Consider the following 17,714-nt stretch of genomic DNA (forward strand, 5'->3'; position numbering starts at 1 on the left):
CTTATAGTTAGTAAGATAGACCTGGATCAAAGAATCCGACAAGCACACCGACAAAAGCAATAACTACCAAAAGAAGCATTACCTTAATAGGTGACATGTTTTTCTTCGCCATTAGCCACCAGCAAAATACGATAAAGATAGCTGTCAACAATCCTGGATACACAGCATCCAACTGATCTTGTAAGACGAGGTACCGATTGTTCCTACCCCTATAAAATATTTTCCAAAACCTCAGCTATCCCATCGCTATTATTATCTGCTACAACATTCCCAATAGCCTGCTTAACCGCCTCTGGTCCATTTGCCATGACATAGCCTTGACCAACAGCTTCAAGCATGTCTAAATCATTGAAATTGTCGCCAAAAGCAATCGTCTCGCTCATAGCGATACCATAATGCTCTGATAACTGCTCAACAGCCCTTCCTTTTTGAATACCTGACGCCATGATTTCTAAATAATAAGGATAAGACTTAGCAATAGACAAGTCAGGATACCGCTCTTTCAGAACGTCTTCAACCACTAAAATCTCATCTGGATTACCCATTAATAGTAATTTATGAATATCAGACAAATGCCCTACATCTTCTAAATTAGATTCCTGGGATGATATTCCTACGACATCCTCTTCTCTGGCAATCCATTGATTGGAACGATCTTGTGACAACCATTTTTCACCACTATAAACATTCCAAGCAATGGTAGGATGTGCTTCTTCCAAATAACGACAAATCTTCACACCATCTTCGATAGGCATGGGTGAAGAATCAATTTCCTCTCCATTTTCATCCTGAATAAAGGCACCATTATAAGAAATAATAGGTGTTTTTGGTAAAAAGTCCTTAATAATAGGTTTAATAGCCTCTGGCATACGAGCAGATACCGGTACAAAATAAATTCCTTTTTCAACAGCTTTAACCAAAGCTTCTTGCGTTCTCTTAGTGACCACCAATTCATCAGTAATCAAGCTTCCATCAATATCGCTAAAAATAATCTTGACCATAACTACCTCCTTTCTAGCAGTTTACCATCTTTTGAAAAGGCTTACCAGTGACGATTGTCATCAAAAAAGACTAGACAAAAGTCCAATCTAGTCTCTCTATTTAATGTATAGTGATGGCTACTTTGCACACAACTAAAACCATAATGTTTTAGTCGTAGGTATAATACCTATTTCTTTTTTAACATAGGCATTTATCAAGTAGTTGCTTGGGATACCAGCTTGCCATTTTCCAAACTAATAATATCATCAAAATAAGGCTTCATTTCCTCTGAAAGATGATGTGTGATAACAATAAGGGAATAGGCATCATCAGAAAGAAGCTCTTTTTCAATTGACTGGGCTAAAGCTTTATTTAAGTTTGAAGTACTTTCATCCAATAATAAGAATTGACTACCATTGAGAATAGCTCTTGCTAGTGAAATACGTTGTTTTTGTCCTCCAGATAAATCAAGCGCTCCTTCGCCAATTAAAGTGTCTAATCCTTTAGATAGTTGACTGATATCATTAGTTAGACAAACTTTTTGAATCACTGATTCTATTTCCTCATCAGAAAAATCATTAGTTAAAGTAATGTTTTCACGTATGGTTCCATTGAAAATATAAGGCGTTTGCTCAACATAGGTTATTTGAGATCGTAAGCTACTACCATTTATGGCTTTCAATGCCTGATCATCAAGTTCTATCGTTCCTGAATCATAGTTTAAACTACCAGTTAGCAATTTTAAAAGGGTTGACTTTCCTGTACCACTAGGTCCAACGATACAATATTTTTTACCTTTTTTAAACGTATAGCTAGCGTTAGAAAGTATCTCATTATTTCCTAGGGTCAGATTAACCTTATTCAACTCTATCTTGGTATTTAAGCTAACATTTTTCAGTTTCATATTATCATTCAGCTGTTCCTCTTTGCTGGCATTAAGGAATTTTTTATGCTTTTCAAAAATAGGGAAAGCAGCTTTGATCTCTATAATATTGGAAGAGAGGTTGCTAACACCATTGAAAATATTAACACTAATATTTGAAACAGAAAGAATATCACCAAATGTTAACATTTTTTGTGCGACAAAAATACCTGAAATCATTAAACTTCCAATTTGTCCTAACACATTACCAAATGCTGCTAAAAAGGTTGCCACGCCAACAATTTTATAACTATCAATTTCAGCTTTTTGAATACTTTGAATTTCTTTATCTGATTTGGAAACTAAAAAATCTTGTTTATTGAGTGAGAAAAGACAAGTAAAACCATTATAAAGATTGGCGATACTAGCTGTAAAATTTTCTTGACTCAGCGTTAGTTTTCCAAAGACAGAAGCCAATTTTTTATCTGCTAGTTTAGGTAAAATAAGGTTGATAATAGCGAGGGCTACAATAACTAGCATTAATTTCCAGTTGAGAAAGGCTAGTGCAAAAACAGATAACAACACTTCAATAATTGCTTCCACGATTGTGTATAACCTCTTAAAGCCTTCATTGCTGATTCGATTACTATCAGTTGTTAACCATGAAACCATCTTACCACTGGTATATTCAGAAGATTGGTTGGGTCGATGCATCGCATAGCTGGACGATATATCACTACGAATATCTCCAATCATTTTTTGTCTAACAAACACATCATACCAAGTTTGAAAGGCAAATAATACAACATAACCAAAATATAGACTAGCACATAGAATAACTTTAGAAAGAAAACTATCAGTTTCTCCAGCTAATAAGCTATTAAAAGCCTCAGCTGTCAAAAATGCTGACCTTAATTTTAAAATAATTGAGACTATAATAACGGCTAATAAAAGCAAGTTTTCTTTATATCTTCTCTTTAAATAAAAAAACATCTATTTCCCTCTTAGACTTTCTTTCCAAAGTAAGTGATTATTATAAAAGTTGTATTCGGCGACTGTCATGTTTTGACTAACAAAAGGGGCAATAATTAGTTGTCCTACCATAAAAGCTGACATATAACCATTTAAAACACTACCGCTATTTTCATTAATAGGTTTACTAGTGTCGTCTAAGCTCTTTTGGATATAATCGCACATTAATTTAGCTGAACCATAAGAATTGATGACATATGCTGTTTGGAGTAGAGGTCCATATCCTGATTCAATAACCGGGCAAGGAAGCTGTTTCTGCATAATTGATTGAGCAAGGTTATACATTAAGGTATAATCATCCGCAGCATTAATAATGAGATCTTGCGGTCCTAATTCCCCAGTTAGAGCAGATAGCTGTGATAAAGTGCTAACGTAGGTAGAGAAGGTTACTATCTGAGCAAGATTTGTATAACGCTCCTTTAAAGCGTCTACTTTATACATTCCAATGTCATTTGTAAAGTAAGCTTGAGCCCCTAGGTTTTTCTCCTCTACTTTATCACCATCAATTAGAATAAATTGCTGGAATCCCATTCTAATTAAGACATCTAGCGTATGACTTCCTACTGTCCCCAAGCCCAATATCACTATTTTGACAGATTCTCTATAACAGTTAAACTCTCGAAAGTCAGTATCGGGAAAACTATTTAAAAATAAATCAGCTCGATTCAAATGGATTGGACTGTCAAATCGTTGTAGAAAATGTCTATCTAGTAAATAATTGAGAATATCTTGTTTCTCAATACTAGATAAATCAGAATAGTTTTCTATGTCTTGGCGATTTCTAAACTCTGACAGAAAGTCTAAAAATTGAAATACTTTTGTATTGTTATCTGTACTAATCGCCAATTGAAGTTCTCGATTCCCTTCATAAACAACAATAGCCCCACCCTTAAATGACCAGTTCAATTCTTTTTTCAACCTAAAATAACTCATTATAATCTCCTACAAAAATTTACAAAAAAGTCTAGGAACCTGCCCTAGACTATAACGAGACTACTTGTTAACAACGCAAATGTTAATTTCTACTTCTGAAATAACAACATCAGTTTCATGAATTTCCATCAGTTTTCCTCCTTAATCATTAATAGGTATATATTATCATTTATAGAATATTCTGTCAATATATGTTTAATAAAAAGTTAGATTTTTCCGATTTTAGCATTAGTTAATATCTCTAAATGTGTCAACGACTATTTTAAAATCAACAACGATATCATTAGGTTGGATTGATTAATCAAAACGGCAACTCCTCTTCCTCAAGAACAAGGTCAGCCAGATCCGCTGCAACATTATTTTCACGCATAGCACGTTGGGCACGACTTTCGAGTAATTGGAAAGATTGTCCCAAAACTTCTGTCATATAGTGTCTTTGCCCATCTTTTTCATAAGAACGCGTACGCAGCTCACCATCTAATGAAATCAAGCTACCCTTCGTTCCATAAGACGCTAAGGTTTCTGCCAAACGCCCCCAAAAGACCACATTGATAAAATCAGCTTCTCGCTCACCATCCTTACCTTTAAAGCGACGATTGACAGCAACGGTAACACGCGCAACAGATTTATCATTGGGAGTTTTTACTACCTCTGGTGTTGCCACCAAACGACCGATTAAAATAGTTTTATTATACATAAGATTTCCTCCTAACTATTTATTCGGAAAATATATGATAAAATGAAGAAAAAAGAAGAAAATAATGGTAGATTTAGCATTTTATAGAGACATGCTGCGCAAACCTTAGAGAAAATTCAATACGAATTAACCTCTGCTCAGTTAGCACACTTAGAAAACAAGGAAATTTTAGATTTTGGTGCCGGATTTGGATTAGTCAGTCAATTCCTGGCTCAAAAGAATCAAGTAACAGCCCTTGAACCAAACGCTGATATGCTTTTTGCGGATGATTCCCAGACCTTTACTAAAATCCAAGGATTTTTAGAAGTTCTAGAAACAGTAACGGAACAATCTTTTGATGTCATCTGCTGCCACAATGCCGAAGATTGGTTGAAAAAGATGATTCAGATAAAACTAACTGTTTCAGACTTAGCTACCTATTCTGTTCAGAATAAATAAAAAGACGGAAAACCGTCTTTTTACTTATTCCAATGCTTCTCTACATCAAACGCTTCGCCAACCTTTGCAGTATCATCTAATTCAATAATGCCACGAACTTGGGGAGCATTCGGCAATGCTAGTTCTCGTGGGCTACACATCATCCCAAAGCTTTCCTCACCGCGTAGTTTACCTGGGAAAATCAAACTTCCACTTGGCATCATAGCCCCTGGCAAAGCAACAATCGTTTTAAGTCCGACAGCTGCATTAGGCGCACCAGCTACGATTTGCACGATAGCATCTTCAGCTACCTGCACTTGACAAATATTGAGATGATCACTATCTGGATGGGCTGTCATTTCGACGATTTGCCCAACCACAAATTTTGGTTCATTATCTGCGATAAGTTTTTCTGAAAATCCTTCTTTAGCTAATTCAGCATTTAAAATAGCAAGGTCCTGATCTGTCAAAAAGACCTGTCCGCGTCCATCAATCTTAACCAAGCTAGACGCTTCAAAGATATTCCAAGCAACAGTTTCTCCAGAGTCTTCAAGGAAAACGCGAGCCAGCTTGCCTTTACGCTCAACAGCCACCTGTTGCCCCTTATCTTCTTTGACAATAACCATAAGCACATCGCCAACATGCTCTTTGTTATAAGTGTAAATCATTTTTCTTACAGTCCTTTCAAAAATGCACTAATCTCTTCTTTAGTTTTACGATTCTTATCCACGAAACGACCAATTTCTTGACCCTTTTCAAAGACAACCAAACTTGGAATCCCAAAAATATCCCATTTTTGTGCCAAATCCATAAAGTTATCACGGTCTATCTGCATAAAAGTGAAGTCACTATGTTCAGTCTCAATATCCTCTAACAAGGGGTATAGGTACTGACAATCCCCACACCAATCAGCGGTAAACAGAAAAACCGTTTTTTGACCTGACTCTATCTGTTCGGTTATTTGCTCGTAAGACAATGCCTTAATCATGCCACAACCTCCTGTGCAATAATCTCACCTTGCTCATAAACGAAATCAAACTGGCGACCATCTGCTAAAACGACACCCCCAGTTGTTTCATTGCCGCCTTCGAATTCATTGATGTAAACAACTTGGATATCTCCAAATTGGCTAAAATAAGCACGAATATCTGCCATACGACGAGCTTTCTGTGCCTCACCAATCTTATAAGCCAGCTGAGCAGCAAGGGCTGTGAGACCCAAACCAAGTAGGGCCCCACCCAAAATGCTTATTTTTTTATTCTTCATAAGCCTTATTTTACCACAAGAAAACAAGAGCAAGACAGTTTTTACTATTATTTTTAGAATAATCATGTTTAGCATTGACTTTCTTACTTATAAAGGTTATGATGGATAAGTAATTAAATGTCAGAGTTATCATGTTTCACATTTTCATCTCCTTTTATTTACGCATCATAAAAGGAAGGAAGTAACTCATTATGGCACAAGGTACTGTAAAATGGTTTAATGCTGAAAAAGGTTTTGGTTTTATCTCAACTGAAGAAGGTCAAGACGTTTTCGCACACTTTTCACAAATTCAAGCTGATGGTTTCAAATCACTTGAAGACGGTCAAAAAGTTTCATTTGATGTTCAAGATGGTCAACGCGGCCCTCAAGCAGCAAATATCGTTAAACTGTAATTAACTGATAGAAAGTCTGAGATAGCTTATCTCAGGCTTTTTTTCTATATATAAAATAGGCCAACCGTCAGCTCTTCACTCCCACACCCTTTTTCATTTATAACTAAAAGTGGTAAAATGCTAGTAAGACTTATACAGATGAGGAGACTGAACTAATATGACTGATTTATTTAATAAAATCAAAGAAGTAACCGAACTCAAAGGCACCTCAGGTTTTGAACAACCTGTCCGCGATTATCTTCGTGAGAAAATCACACCCTTGGTGGATGAGGTTCAAACGGATGGACTTGGGGGGATTTTTGGCATTCGACATCATGAAGATGCCAACGCTCCGCGCATCATGGTAGCTGGTCACATGGATGAAGTTGGCTTCATGATTAAAGAAATCAAAGAAGACGGCACTTTCCGCGTGGTTGAATTGGGTGGCTGGAACCCGCTCGTTGTCAGTTCGCAACGATTCACCCTACACACACCTGATGGTCGGATTTATCCTGTCATTTCAGGGTCTGTTCCACCACATTTTTTACGTGGGACAAACGGCGCTTCACTGCCTAAAACAGCTGACATCATCTTCGATGCAGGCTTTAGTAGTAAAGATGAAGCCGAAAACTTTGGTGTTTTCCCTGGCTCTCTTATCATTCCCGAATCTGAAACTATCCTAACTGCCAATCAAAAACACGTTATCAGCAAAGCCTGGGACAACCGCTATAGCATTCTTATGATACCTGAAATGTTAGAAGCCGTGAAAAAGGAAAACCTAGGCCACACCCTAATCGCTGGAGCTAACGTTCAGGAAGAGGTTGGTCTTCGCGGCGCTCACGTCTCCACAACCAAGTTTAATCCAGAACTCTTCTTCGCTGTTGACTGTTCTCCTGCTGGTGATATTTATGGCAATCCTGGAAAACTTGGGGACGGTACCTTAATTCGTTTTTACGATCCAGGTCATATCATGCTCCCAAACATGAGAGATTTTCTTTTGACAACCGCTGAAGAAGCTGGCATCAAGTATCAATATTACCCAGCCGCAGGAGGTACCGATGCTGGCACTGCGCATCTCAAAAATGAAGGAATTCCTTCAACAACCATCGGTGTCTGTGCTCGTTACATCCACTCACATCAAACGCTTTATGCTATGGATGACTTTATCGAAGCACAAAACTTCCTACAAGCCATTGTGAAGCGACTTGATCGTTCCACTGTTGATTTAATCAAAAAATACTAGAAAGGGCTGAGTAGTCCCACTCAGTAGAACAACTGATGAAAATTGGATTTATTGGTGTCGGTCAAATGGCTTCTGCTATCATCACTGGTATCAAACAAATGAATCATGAGATCATCATCTCTGGTTCTTCACCTCAGCGCTCTAAAGCTATTGCCAAGGAGCTAAATGTTCAGGCGGCTAGCTCCCACCAAAGTTTAGTTGAACAAGTTGATCTTGTCGTTTTAGGCATTAAACCGCAGCTGTTTGAGCCTGTCTTGAACGAACTCGACATTAAAAAACCTATCCTGTCGATGGCTGCTGGAATCACTTTAAATCGCTTAGCTGAATTGACTGATTCTAGCCTACCTCTTATCCGTATCATGCCCAATATGAATGCCAGGATTCTCCAAAGTACAACTGGTATCAGCTATAATCAGCTCGTTAATGAAGATCTAAAAGCGTCGATTAGAGAGATCGTCGATAGTTTTGGAACAAGCTACGAACTAGCTGAGAAAGATTTTGATACCTTTACAGCTCTGGCTGGCTCAAGCCCCGCCTATATCTATCTCTTCATCGAAGCGATGGCCAAGGCTGGCGTAAAAAATGGCCTAAGTAAAGCGCAGTCTCTCGAAATCACCACACAAACGGTTATAGCTAGCGCTAAAAATCTCGTCGAATCTGAAGATAGCCCTCACGCTTTGATCGACAAAATTTGTAGCCCTGGCGGAACTACTATCGCAGGGCTCATGGATCTAGAAAAAAACGGCCTAACCCATACTGTTGTATCAGCTATTGATACTACTATTGGTAAAGCCAAAAATATGTAAAAAGCATAAGCGTCCGATAACCCCATATATTGAAAAAATTCCAAAGTCCTTATTGACTCTGGAATTTTTTTCGGTCATTATCTTGTCTGTGTTCAGCTCACGGCAAATAGGCTTCTGGAACTTCCTTTTGAGTAAGCGTTTCCTCGTCAGAAAAGTTTTCTAGAATAGTAGACTCGTTTTTCTTGCATGATACTATCTATGACAACCATTTGGAAACGTTTGACAGAACATATCTCTTGAACCTTCCGAAAAGATATCACCTATGCTAACTTCATGTCCTTTAGAAACCCATTTCCTTGCAGGTACTCTCTAGTCCATGTTCACCAACAAGCCTATGACATCTGGTTAATTAGCTTGTTTAACATTAAAGACTTGACTAAGATTTGGCTAGGGGCAACCAGCTTGTCTTAACAGATAGCGCTCAACTTTATCGCGACGACTTACTATTGGCGCCTGACAAATGGTAGCAAAACACCCCTAAGGTTAACTTTTTTGTCTAACCTTAAGGGTGTGATCAAGCGTATCTCAGCATCTGCTTATATTGGTGAGATTAGCATGCTTACAAAGGCTATTAAATTATTAAACGTATGCATGGCCATACTATATTTGATATCTTTGGTATGCCAGTAAACAAAAGCCAAGGCAGCTGACATTAACCCATAAGCAATAGCGCTACCAAAATTAGTTGGTCTGTGAACCAGCGCAAAAATGGCTGAACCTGCTATTAGCCCCACCCATTCTTTTTTGGGAAAGAGGTATTTGGCTGCCAACCCACGAAAAATAATTTCCTCCGTAATAGGTGCAACAACGACAACCATGACAAAGAACAGTGGAATTGGTACCATTTTCATCAAATCATACAAACCAGCTTGATTAACCGTATCTGTCTGTCCCTCTAGTTTAAGAACCCAAGAAGAAAGAACATTTCCCAGTACAATAATAGCGTAGGCAATGCTAAGACTCACCCAAAGAGACCTGGTCTTACGTCCAGAAAGTGGACTAAAGATATCACGCTTTTGAGCGATCTGAACTATTAAAGCACCAATTATTAAAAAGACAAACGTACTGCTCGCCGTTTGAACTAAACCAAACGACCCTTTGTCTAAGGACTGATTATAAGCCAAAACACCACCGATAATTAATGAAGGGACTTGACTCAGCAGGAAAAGACCAACCATTAAAACCAAGGTTTTAAAAAACTGTTTCATGAAAACTCCTTAAAATGAACTAGGACTATTTTATCATAAAAAACGATTCAATAAAGTCTTCATTCCTATCATACAAAATATACAAAAATAAATAAGGCTTATTAACAATAGTCGGTAGGGAATACCTATCCCAAAAAAACCGTCCAAAAGAACTAGAAAACTCATAACAATAATCAAAAAGACCAAAGTCCAAGTTGTCGTTAGCTTATTAATAAGCATATTACGCTCATCATAGGCGTTGATATAGGCTTGATGACATTTTTTGGGATCTTTTTGAGTAGCATAGCTTGACCCAGCAATGATAAACAAGACAAAAGCTATTCCTACCAACATTCCCTGCTGATATGCTGACATCTCAAGGATGGGCAATAGCACCAATAAACAAAGACCACCGATAAAACCGAGCATCGTCTGTTTCCTTAGCAGCTTAGCATAAGCTTCTTCTGTTTTCTTTTTTCCCGTATTTTTTATCATTTGCAACAACATAACTTTCTCCTTCTACTCTTCTTCAAAAATAAAGACTTCTTCAATACTTAATCCAAAAAACTTGGCTAATTTATAAGCTAGTTCCAGCGACGCATTATAACGTCCTTTCTCTAGTGAAATAATGGTTTGCCGTGTAACTTCCATAGCATCGGCTAATTCAGCCTGACTCAACCGCTGCGACTTTCGCAATTCCTGAATGCGTGTTTTCATTTCAATCCTTTCTAAGATAATCCGGACAACTAAAGCTTTATTTTTTATGTTTTAACTGACGATAGAGCGAATAACTTCTAATAAAGCAGGCAAAACTTGTTAATAGCAACAGAACCAACAGGGCTCCATTGGCTCTTAAGGGTTGCATTAACATAGATAGCAGAAGCCAACTAAAACCGATCATTAAGTTTCGCAAAGATAAATCATTCAATTCTTTATCTGTCATTTGCCTAATGGTTTTCATTATAAGCCTCTTTTCGTTAGTCTCTTTTTTGTACAGTTAACTTTACATTTATAGTATAGTATACTTTACATTTTATGTCAAGGAAACTTTACACAGAAATTAAAAAAAGACTCAATGACCAAAATCACTGAGTCCCTTTTCATCTATTAAATCTTATTTTTTCAAACGTTCCACATCACGCGCAATCATCAACTCTTCATCAGTTGGGATGACTAGAACTTTGACTTTTGATTCTGGAGTGGTAATATCACCAAAGTAGCCGAAGACATTCTTATCTGGATCCACTTCAATACCGAACCACGTCAAACCAGCAAGCACATCTTGACGCATAAGGTAAGCATTTTCCCCCATACCAGCCGTGAAGACAATCACATCGACACCATTCAAAACTGCCATGTATTGACCGATGAATTTTTTGATACGGTCGACAAACATGTTGTAGGCAAGAGTCGCCCCCTTGTCTTTATTTTGAATGCCAGCTTCAATATCGCGCATATCACTTGAAACGCCTGACACACCAGCAAGACCAGACTGTTTGTTAAGCATATTAATAACAGCCGCTGCATCTTCTAAGTCATCGGCATGTTCAACCAGGTAAGGAATGATAGCTGGATCAATATCTCCAGAGCGTGTTCCCATCATTGGACCGGCAAGTGGTGTAAATCCCATAGAGGTATCAACTGATTGACCATGATAGTTAGCAGTGATAGAAACACCATTACCGATGTGAGCAGTAATCAGTTTTAACTCATCAAGTGGACGACCAAGTTGTTTAGCCGCTTCCTGCGCTACATACTGGTGGCTTGTCCCATGAGCACCGTATTTACGAACTTGCAAATCAGTATAGTACTGACGTGGGATTGGGTACAAGTAAGTAGGTTCTTGCATTGTCGAGTGGAAGGCTGTGTCAAATACCGCTACACTTGTAATATCTGGCAAAATTTCTTTGAAAGCACGGATACCAGCTGCATTGGCTGGGTTATGAAGAGGTGCTAAGGCTGATAAGTCTTCGATTTGTGCCAAAACGTTATCATCGATAAGTGTTGATTCTTTGAAGATTTCCCCACCAGCTACCACACGGTGCCCGACACCAGTAATCTCATCAAATGATGCAATAATACCAAACTCTGTTAAGTTATTAAGAAGTATTTTGACAGCTTCAACGTGGTCAACAATATCACGAACATCTTTTTCTTTTTTACCGTCAAATTTTACCGTAGAGATTGAATCTTTCAAACCGATACGTTCAATAATACCCGCAGCAAGAACTTCTTCTTCAGGCATCTTATAAAGTTGCCATTTAAGACTCGAACTACCAGCGTTAATTGCAATTGTTTTAGACATAAGTCACCTCTTCTGAAATCGTTTACTGTAATACATTAACCATTATAGCAAAAATTTCGCCTAAATGGCATTATCATCTTTCCAGATTTTCAAATTTGCCATAAAACCCTGTAAAACTTCTGGATTTTGAATATCTGATAGGTGATAAACAAAGGTCTCTGGCTTACTCTCAGCCTGCTTTTGCAGAACAAACAAGGACTTAGCATTGGCAGGATGACTAAACATCGTTTCTGGCAAAGTAATTACCGCCAAAACATCCGCATAGCCTGACAACCACTTTTTCAAAAGATCACTTTGACCACTCGTTAAGAGATTTGTTGGTGCCAAAAGGATCGCCAAACCATCTTTTTTCAAGTATTTCAAAGATTGCTCCATCAACAAATGGTGAGCGTAAGTGTGCCCATCAGTCGCTGCGACTTGATAGCGCTTGGCAATAGCATCGTTAGGGTAATAGCCGACAGGCAAATCACTGATAATGACGTCACTTTCTTTCAACAGTTGCGGACGAACAGCATCTTCTTGCACAAAGCGCACGTTTGAGTCCATGACTTCTGCGATAGAGGCTGACAAATCAATCAACAAATCATCCAATTCCAACCCCAGATAATCTAGCTCTCGATCACTGTTATTAAGCAATGTTTGAGCTAAATTTCCTGTTCCACTACCGATTTCAATAACGTCCAAATGTGCTTGGTTGGTCAAATTTTCCAAAAGATAAAGCACCAAAAATCCAATCGTATCTGGCGTAAATTGATGATTAGCTTGCAACTGCTCTGTTTGACTAGCCTTGATAAAAACAAATTGGTAAGCGCGACGCCATTCTTCCTTGGTTAAAGCTAAGGATTTTAGGGCCTGATTGTTTTCGGCAATCTTTTCCGGCGCATGTTCAGCACCTAAATAAAAGGCATTTTGCTCAATTAAGGCATCGTAAATATTAGTCTTAATCTCATTTTCAATAAGCTGAGTATTTTCCAAAATCAACTGATAAGCTGATTCGATTTTTTCAAAATTCATAAATCCTCCGATACTTGATTATCATACCAAATTTCGGTGATATTATAAAGGTGCAGTATTCCTATCTGAACTTGCTTGGGGTTCTTTTTCTTTTGTTTTTACCCTTGTCTTTTCTTCCTGTCTATCTGCTTTATCTGCCGACAATGGGGGAGTTTCTTTGAGAAAATGGTAGGAAAATGTTTGCTGACCAGTAGTCACTGTTACCTCTAAAGTATCCTTTCGAGACTGGTAAGCTACCTTTCCTTTGTCAAAAAGGATTTCTCCTGACGGTTCTTTGATCATAGGCTTCGCCAATTCAGCTAAAACATAGGACTGACTGGATGCCAATTGAGCTTCTTGAATACGATAAGCCGCTTTTAAGCGATCCGTATAAAAGTTCAAGAGTAAAGATAAGACAGCTGTCATCAACAGTGCGTATAAGAGAACACCTGCTTTAAGATGCTTTTTCAAAAGCATAAAGAAATTCACGCACCCTTCCATCTTCAAAAGTCATTTGGACACTTATGGTCTGGCCAAATTGGGTAAAATGAGCGGACTTCACCTTGTAGATCATGGGTTGAAATCCTCGACCATCGCTACCTGTTTTTCTAAAATCATCTTTTTTCGATTTTCCAAAAACCAATGTTTGGGTATTTTTTAAGACAATTAGTCTATTGTCAGACACCTTGACCAACCGAGAATTCGCTAACTCTGAACGAAATTGCTGGCAAAAGAGTAGCCAATCCTTATCCCTAGGCTGCTTGATCTCATGAATATGAGCTGAAACGACCTTAGTCATAGCTTGATATACTTGAATCGATCCCGACAACACCACAAGGGCAAGTAAACATTCTACTAAAGTAAAGGCCTTAAGGCGATAGCTTTTTAACACGAAAAATCTCCCTTTCCTTAGACTTAATAACAGTTTCGGTACCAGACTGACTAATAGTGATGTCCTGCCCATTCTTTTGCAAGTGTTTTTGATGGGTTTGCACTGCCATAATCGCCACAGACAAAGCTTGCGCCTGATTGTCTAAATCTCTTAATTGCTTTTGGTGATAGTTTAGTTGACCCAAAAGGAGGCTTACCAAACTAGCTAAAATAGCTGTCGCTAGCAAACTTTCCCACAAAATATAGGCTCTACTCTCTTTTTTTTTGATATTGACCACTCCCTAAGTACAATTGATAAGTCACGCGCTCTTCAGACGTTTTAAAGACAACCTTAGCCAAAGAAGAATTACCACCAGCTTTATTAAAAACGATCTCCTGTTCTTTTTCTGGAACGATACCACTAGGAATGGCATAATGACCCAATGGATTTTCCACATAGTTACTGCCAATTCGCAGGACTGCTTCTTTCTCTTGACTGGCACTGAAGCGCTGCGTTTCCCGATAAACTTGTTCAAATGCCATAAAAAAGAGCTTGTTTTGTACCTGATTAAAAATACTGTTGATAGAAGCACTGGTCGTTAAAGCTAAAAAAGTCACTATTGATAAGGTCATCAGTGCTTCTATCAAAGTAAAAGCCTGAACCTTCTTAAGGTTTAGTTTTAGCATAAGCATCTGCTTGTTTTTGAGTGATATAACCCTCGCCCACTAATTGTTGAATGGATGGTTTAACATCTTCGTTCATTTCATACAATTCCATCTGACTCTCCACAACCTTAACGACAGCCGCCTTTCCTTTTTCATCAACAGCCGCCTTTTGTTTACTTAAATTAGGCACAAATAAAAGCATGAGCACACTGATGATAAGTAAAACCAGTAACATCTCAATCAGAGTGAAACCTTTTACCGCTTTTCTTTTGACTTGTTTTAAATAATTCTTCACTTACATAACCTCCATAGACTGATACATTGGTAATAGCATAGCTGCGTAAATCATGACAATCATAAACGCAACCAAGATAAAAATAACAGGTTGAATCAACTGCATGGCCTTATTCAAACGATAGAAAAATTGCTCCCAAAGTTCTTCTGAGAAAACATCTAACTCCTGACCGAGGTGTCCTTTGGCATCGCCATATTCAATAATCAAGCTGAATTCTTTCAAGAAAAAAGGATAGTCCAAAACCTTCTTGTGAAAAGATTGACCAGACAACAAAGCAGCCTGCATATCACGACCTATACTTGAAAACAGTCGTGATTCCTGTTTCTGCATCAGCGACACAATGCTGGTCATCTCAACTCCCTGACCCAAAAGATTTCCCCATTCACGCGCATAATAAGCTGTCAGATAAAGTTTGATGGTATAACCAATAAAAGGAAGACCACTCAAAAAACGATAGAGTTTAATGGGTTCCGTTTTCTTACTAAGATAAATGGCCAATAAACTAAGACAAAACAGCGTCACCATTCCTGCTAAAAAGACAGTAGGAGAATGTTCTAAAAGAGCCGTCGCTGCATTGCCTTCTTCTATCTGGGGCAAAAGATAATTTTTAAGGCCAAGCATGATTAGAACCAAAAACAGCAGTAAAATAATCGGATAGGTGGCCACTTCGATTAGTTTTTTCTTAATCAAACCCACCTGTCTCAGATAGCTTTCAATTTTGGCCATACTTTTTTGGGTGTTACCATGGGTCTCTGCTAAAGATAGCTGGGTAACAACCGCCTCTGAGAATCCCAGATTTTTCATCAGAATCGGTAAGCCAAATCCATTTAGCAAGGTTTCGTGCATAATCTGAATTTGGTGATCTGGTACCAATTGACTACGCTTCAAAAAATCAACTGTTTCAGGCAGATTGAAGCCAGAACTCAAGAGATTGTTAAAAAGTTGAATGATTTTAACCTGCTTTTGGGTAGTTAATACTCTCGATTTGGATTTGTTCTTCAGAGAGATGTCCTGATTTAAAAAGCTCAACCAACTGCTGGTTCCATTGGCTAGAAACATGATCTTTAAAATTATCCTTTGCCACATCAATCAATCCGCCTCCTCCTATTAACCGTTGATAGCAGATACCTGCTAAACTATTTTTTACTTCATCCTCTGAAACACCCAGCTCAATTAAGCGATGATAAACCCCTGAAATACTCTTAGCATGAATGGTGGCAAAGACAATGGTTCCTGTCAAACTAGCACGTATTGCAGCACGTGCAGTCTCTTTATCACGGATTTCACCAATGACAAGAACATCTGGTCGATGCCTCAGGGATAACTTAATCAAGCTGTTATAAGTCATGTTAATGTCTTCGTTAAGCTGTAGTTGCAAAATCCTGTCATCTTTAATTTCAACAGGATCTTCAATCGAAATAATCTGCTTATCGCTAAACTTTTCTTGAAGAAGTTGATACATAAGAGTTGTCTTGCCACTCCCAGTAGGTCCCGAAAAAAGATAGAGTCCTCTGGAATCTATTGTCGCCATCATTTCTTGCATACCATTGAACCAATAGTTCAGATGACGACGTCCATCATATAGCAAGCGAATAACTAAACTCTCGTGACCTCGGTAATCTCCAACAGTAGATAACCGCAATGAAACCAGTTCATCGTTACCAAAATCATAATCACAAGAACCTAATTGACTTCTACGCTTTTCGCCGACAGTCATTCCTGCCACAAATTTAAAGTGACTAATAAGACTAGCCATACGATCATAGCCATAAGTTCCGATAAATCTCCTTTCATCGCCAATTCGCATAAGCACATCATAGTCATCTTTACGGGGAATGATATAAATATCCTGAGCTTCACATTCAACTGCCTGAGCAATCATTTCTTTGGCTAAATCTTGAACCATAAAACCTCCTTACCTATTTATTCGTAATTATTTCCCAAAATAAGACGAAAAAAACACCTTATCTCACGATAAAGTGTCAAAATGTAGACAAGCTCTTAAATTTGTTGCTATCGTCCGTTTTTTGGACATTTTGCTTTAAATAATAAACATAAAAGGATTAAAGAAAACCATCCAAAATAGACGTTTTCTTTAACCTACATACTCATCTCATGATAAAGAGTTGTGCTGTTTAATGGAACAAGAAGGATGAATCCCTTCCGCATTGCGATGCTCAAAATCCAAATCTTGTAAATTTTTAGGAAGTTCTTGCCAATTCCCTAACATCATTAAGGAATGATATTGTTGTAAATCTTCATCGCACTCTTCACACCAACGTTGGTCATCTGTCCGCCAAAAAGCTGACATCAGATTTGACTGACTATTTACCTTAGGAAATTGTTCCTGTAACAATTCCCATTCCTCTTGATAACAAATGAGCGCATCCTCATAAGTTTGGAACTCTTTAATATCAGTGATATCTTCTTGCCAATCGTCTAAGAACCACCAAGGTTCAAAGTCGCCATACATTTTTATCACTTGATAGGCCATATCATGTACTGGGTCTTAAGATCTTTATGAAAATTATCTTATTCTTCGTTTAAATAAAAATTAAGATAGCTCTATAACCATTTGATATTAGGATATATCCCTTTTCAAATAACTATAAGAGAACATTTTCGATAGTTGAATCACCCTTTTCCTTTCTATTATGTTTTGGTTATATAATCAAAAATAAGTATTCCAAATGATTATCTCTAATCCTTCTGTGACGTCTATTATATAAAATTATAGTTTAATGTGATAATAATCTGCTTGTAGAATACTGCACAAACACGAACCTTATC

25 protein-coding genes and 1 pseudogene are annotated in these 17,714 nt (G+C 37.9%); 4 read left to right on the forward strand and 22 right to left on the reverse strand.

The features are described from left to right. Positions 1–7: 7 nt before the first annotated feature. From A2G56_RS10255 to A2G56_RS06420, 5 genes and pseudogenes are all read right to left on the reverse strand, one after another. Positions 8–193: pseudogene (locus A2G56_RS10255) on the reverse strand (PTS system mannose/fructose/sorbose family transporter subunit IID); the annotation flags it as partial. A 16-nt stretch (positions 194–209) separates the two neighbouring features. Continuing rightward, a complete protein-coding gene (locus A2G56_RS06405) occupies positions 210–1,001 on the reverse strand; it encodes a Cof-type HAD-IIB family hydrolase (protein WP_062710570.1) in 792 nt (263 codons plus the stop codon). A gap of 194 nt (positions 1,002–1,195) precedes the next feature. Continuing rightward, on the reverse strand, positions 1,196–2,836 hold the full coding sequence (locus tag A2G56_RS06410) for an ABC transporter ATP-binding protein (protein ID WP_062710573.1): 1,641 nt from the start codon (positions 2,834–2,836) through the stop codon (positions 1,196–1,198). Beyond that, complete coding sequence (locus A2G56_RS06415) at positions 2,837–3,808, reverse strand: ThiF family adenylyltransferase (RefSeq protein ID WP_062710577.1); 972 nt, start codon at positions 3,806–3,808, stop codon at positions 2,837–2,839. It lies immediately after the preceding gene. 301 nt (positions 3,809–4,109) lie between these two features. Beyond that, the gene (locus A2G56_RS06420; RefSeq protein ID WP_018380740.1) at positions 4,110–4,505 is read right to left on the reverse strand and encodes a single-stranded DNA-binding protein; all 396 of its coding nucleotides are present in this window, start codon (positions 4,503–4,505) and stop codon (positions 4,110–4,112) included. A gap of 207 nt (positions 4,506–4,712) precedes the next feature. On the opposite strand from A2G56_RS06420, the gene A2G56_RS10675 reads away from it, so the two are divergent. Continuing rightward, on the forward strand, positions 4,713–4,943 hold the full coding sequence (locus A2G56_RS10675) for a hypothetical protein (protein ID WP_237334441.1): 231 nt from the start codon (positions 4,713–4,715) through the stop codon (positions 4,941–4,943). Positions 4,944–4,963: 20 nt separating this feature from the next. Here A2G56_RS10675 and ytpR read toward each other — a convergent pair whose 3' ends face one another. Genes ytpR through A2G56_RS06440 form a run of 3 tightly spaced genes read right to left on the reverse strand, consistent with a single transcriptional unit; the run spans position 4,964 to position 6,188 of the window. Beyond that, positions 4,964–5,590, reverse strand: a complete 627-nt coding sequence (ytpR, locus tag A2G56_RS06430) for a YtpR family tRNA-binding protein (protein WP_062710582.1) — start codon at positions 5,588–5,590, stop codon at positions 4,964–4,966. A 5-nt stretch (positions 5,591–5,595) separates the two neighbouring features. Then, positions 5,596–5,910, reverse strand: coding sequence for a thioredoxin family protein (locus A2G56_RS06435; protein ID WP_062710585.1), 315 nt, complete (start codon positions 5,908–5,910; stop codon positions 5,596–5,598). After that, a complete protein-coding gene (locus tag A2G56_RS06440; RefSeq protein WP_062710589.1) occupies positions 5,907–6,188 on the reverse strand; it encodes a DUF4651 domain-containing protein in 282 nt (93 codons plus the stop codon). The genes A2G56_RS06435 and A2G56_RS06440 overlap by 4 nt, the downstream gene beginning before the upstream one ends. A 191-nt stretch (positions 6,189–6,379) precedes the next feature. On the opposite strand from A2G56_RS06440, the gene A2G56_RS06445 reads away from it, so the two are divergent. The 3 genes from A2G56_RS06445 to proC all read left to right on the forward strand — a co-directional run bounded on the left by A2G56_RS06445 (position 6,380) and on the right by proC (position 8,608). Beyond that, positions 6,380–6,580, forward strand: a complete 201-nt coding sequence (locus A2G56_RS06445) for a cold-shock protein (protein WP_062710592.1) — start codon at positions 6,380–6,382, stop codon at positions 6,578–6,580. Between the two features lie 157 nt (positions 6,581–6,737). After that, a complete protein-coding gene (gene pepA, locus A2G56_RS06450; RefSeq protein WP_062710595.1) occupies positions 6,738–7,802 on the forward strand; it encodes a glutamyl aminopeptidase in 1,065 nt (354 codons plus the stop codon). 35 nt (positions 7,803–7,837) lie between these two features. Next, complete coding sequence (proC, locus tag A2G56_RS06455) at positions 7,838–8,608, forward strand: pyrroline-5-carboxylate reductase (RefSeq protein ID WP_062710598.1); 771 nt, start codon at positions 7,838–7,840, stop codon at positions 8,606–8,608. Between the two features lie 536 nt (positions 8,609–9,144). Here proC and A2G56_RS06460 read toward each other — a convergent pair. From A2G56_RS06460 to A2G56_RS06525, 14 genes are all read right to left on the reverse strand, one after another. Continuing rightward, a complete protein-coding gene (locus A2G56_RS06460) occupies positions 9,145–9,816 on the reverse strand; it encodes a CPBP family intramembrane glutamic endopeptidase (RefSeq protein WP_062710601.1) in 672 nt (223 codons plus the stop codon). A 33-nt stretch (positions 9,817–9,849) separates the two neighbouring features. Further along, positions 9,850–10,302, reverse strand: a complete 453-nt coding sequence (locus A2G56_RS06465) for a hypothetical protein (protein WP_062710604.1) — start codon at positions 10,300–10,302, stop codon at positions 9,850–9,852. A 12-nt stretch (positions 10,303–10,314) separates the two neighbouring features. Continuing rightward, a complete protein-coding gene (locus A2G56_RS06470; protein WP_062710607.1) occupies positions 10,315–10,512 on the reverse strand; it encodes a helix-turn-helix transcriptional regulator in 198 nt (65 codons plus the stop codon). 37 nt (positions 10,513–10,549) lie between these two features. Then, positions 10,550–10,738, reverse strand: a complete 189-nt coding sequence (locus tag A2G56_RS10770; protein ID WP_172793790.1) for a hypothetical protein — start codon at positions 10,736–10,738, stop codon at positions 10,550–10,552. Between the two features lie 171 nt (positions 10,739–10,909). After that, a complete protein-coding gene (locus A2G56_RS06480) occupies positions 10,910–12,100 on the reverse strand; it encodes an acetate kinase (RefSeq protein ID WP_062710613.1) in 1,191 nt (396 codons plus the stop codon). Positions 12,101–12,160: 60 nt separating this feature from the next. Continuing rightward, positions 12,161–13,114 carry a class I SAM-dependent methyltransferase gene (locus tag A2G56_RS06485; protein WP_062710617.1) on the reverse strand — a complete coding sequence of 318 codons (954 nt, stop codon included), beginning with the start codon at positions 13,112–13,114 and terminating at the stop codon, positions 12,161–12,163. Between the two features lie 42 nt (positions 13,115–13,156). Beyond that, positions 13,157–13,564, reverse strand: coding sequence for a competence type IV pilus minor pilin ComGG (comGG, locus tag A2G56_RS06490; protein ID WP_172793791.1), 408 nt, complete (start codon positions 13,562–13,564; stop codon positions 13,157–13,159). Continuing rightward, positions 13,548–13,985 carry a competence type IV pilus minor pilin ComGF gene (gene comGF / locus A2G56_RS06495; protein WP_062710624.1) on the reverse strand — a complete coding sequence of 146 codons (438 nt, stop codon included), beginning with the start codon at positions 13,983–13,985 and terminating at the stop codon, positions 13,548–13,550. The genes comGG and comGF overlap by 17 nt, the downstream gene beginning before the upstream one ends. Next, positions 13,963–14,262: a competence type IV pilus minor pilin ComGE gene (comGE, locus tag A2G56_RS06500; RefSeq protein WP_062710628.1), complete on the reverse strand. Its 300-nt coding sequence runs from the start codon at positions 14,260–14,262 to the stop codon at positions 13,963–13,965. The genes comGF and comGE overlap by 23 nt, the downstream gene beginning before the upstream one ends. Next, positions 14,234–14,656: a competence type IV pilus minor pilin ComGD gene (comGD, locus tag A2G56_RS06505; protein WP_335339155.1), complete on the reverse strand. Its 423-nt coding sequence runs from the start codon at positions 14,654–14,656 to the stop codon at positions 14,234–14,236. Before comGD ends, comGE begins: the two co-directional genes overlap by 29 nt. Continuing rightward, positions 14,631–14,864 carry a competence type IV pilus major pilin ComGC gene (gene comGC / locus A2G56_RS06510; RefSeq protein WP_237334442.1) on the reverse strand — a complete coding sequence of 78 codons (234 nt, stop codon included), beginning with the start codon at positions 14,862–14,864 and terminating at the stop codon, positions 14,631–14,633. The genes comGD and comGC overlap by 26 nt, the downstream gene beginning before the upstream one ends. 60 nt (positions 14,865–14,924) lie before the next feature. Beyond that, entirely contained in the window at positions 14,925–15,983 is a 1,059-nt protein-coding gene (comGB, locus tag A2G56_RS06515) for a competence type IV pilus assembly protein ComGB (protein WP_082785120.1), read from the reverse strand. Continuing rightward, complete coding sequence (gene comGA, locus A2G56_RS06520; RefSeq protein WP_062710638.1) at positions 15,877–16,830, reverse strand: competence type IV pilus ATPase ComGA; 954 nt, start codon at positions 16,828–16,830, stop codon at positions 15,877–15,879. Before comGA ends, comGB begins: the two co-directional genes overlap by 107 nt. Before the next feature lie 207 nt (positions 16,831–17,037). Further along, the gene (locus A2G56_RS06525; RefSeq protein WP_062710641.1) at positions 17,038–17,418 is read right to left on the reverse strand and encodes a DUF1033 family protein; all 381 of its coding nucleotides are present in this window, start codon (positions 17,416–17,418) and stop codon (positions 17,038–17,040) included. Positions 17,419–17,714: the final 296 nt, after the last annotated feature.

The sequence above is a fragment of the Streptococcus halotolerans genome, from assembly GCF_001598035.1.
Lineage (GTDB): Bacteria > Bacillota > Bacilli > Lactobacillales > Streptococcaceae > Streptococcus > Streptococcus halotolerans.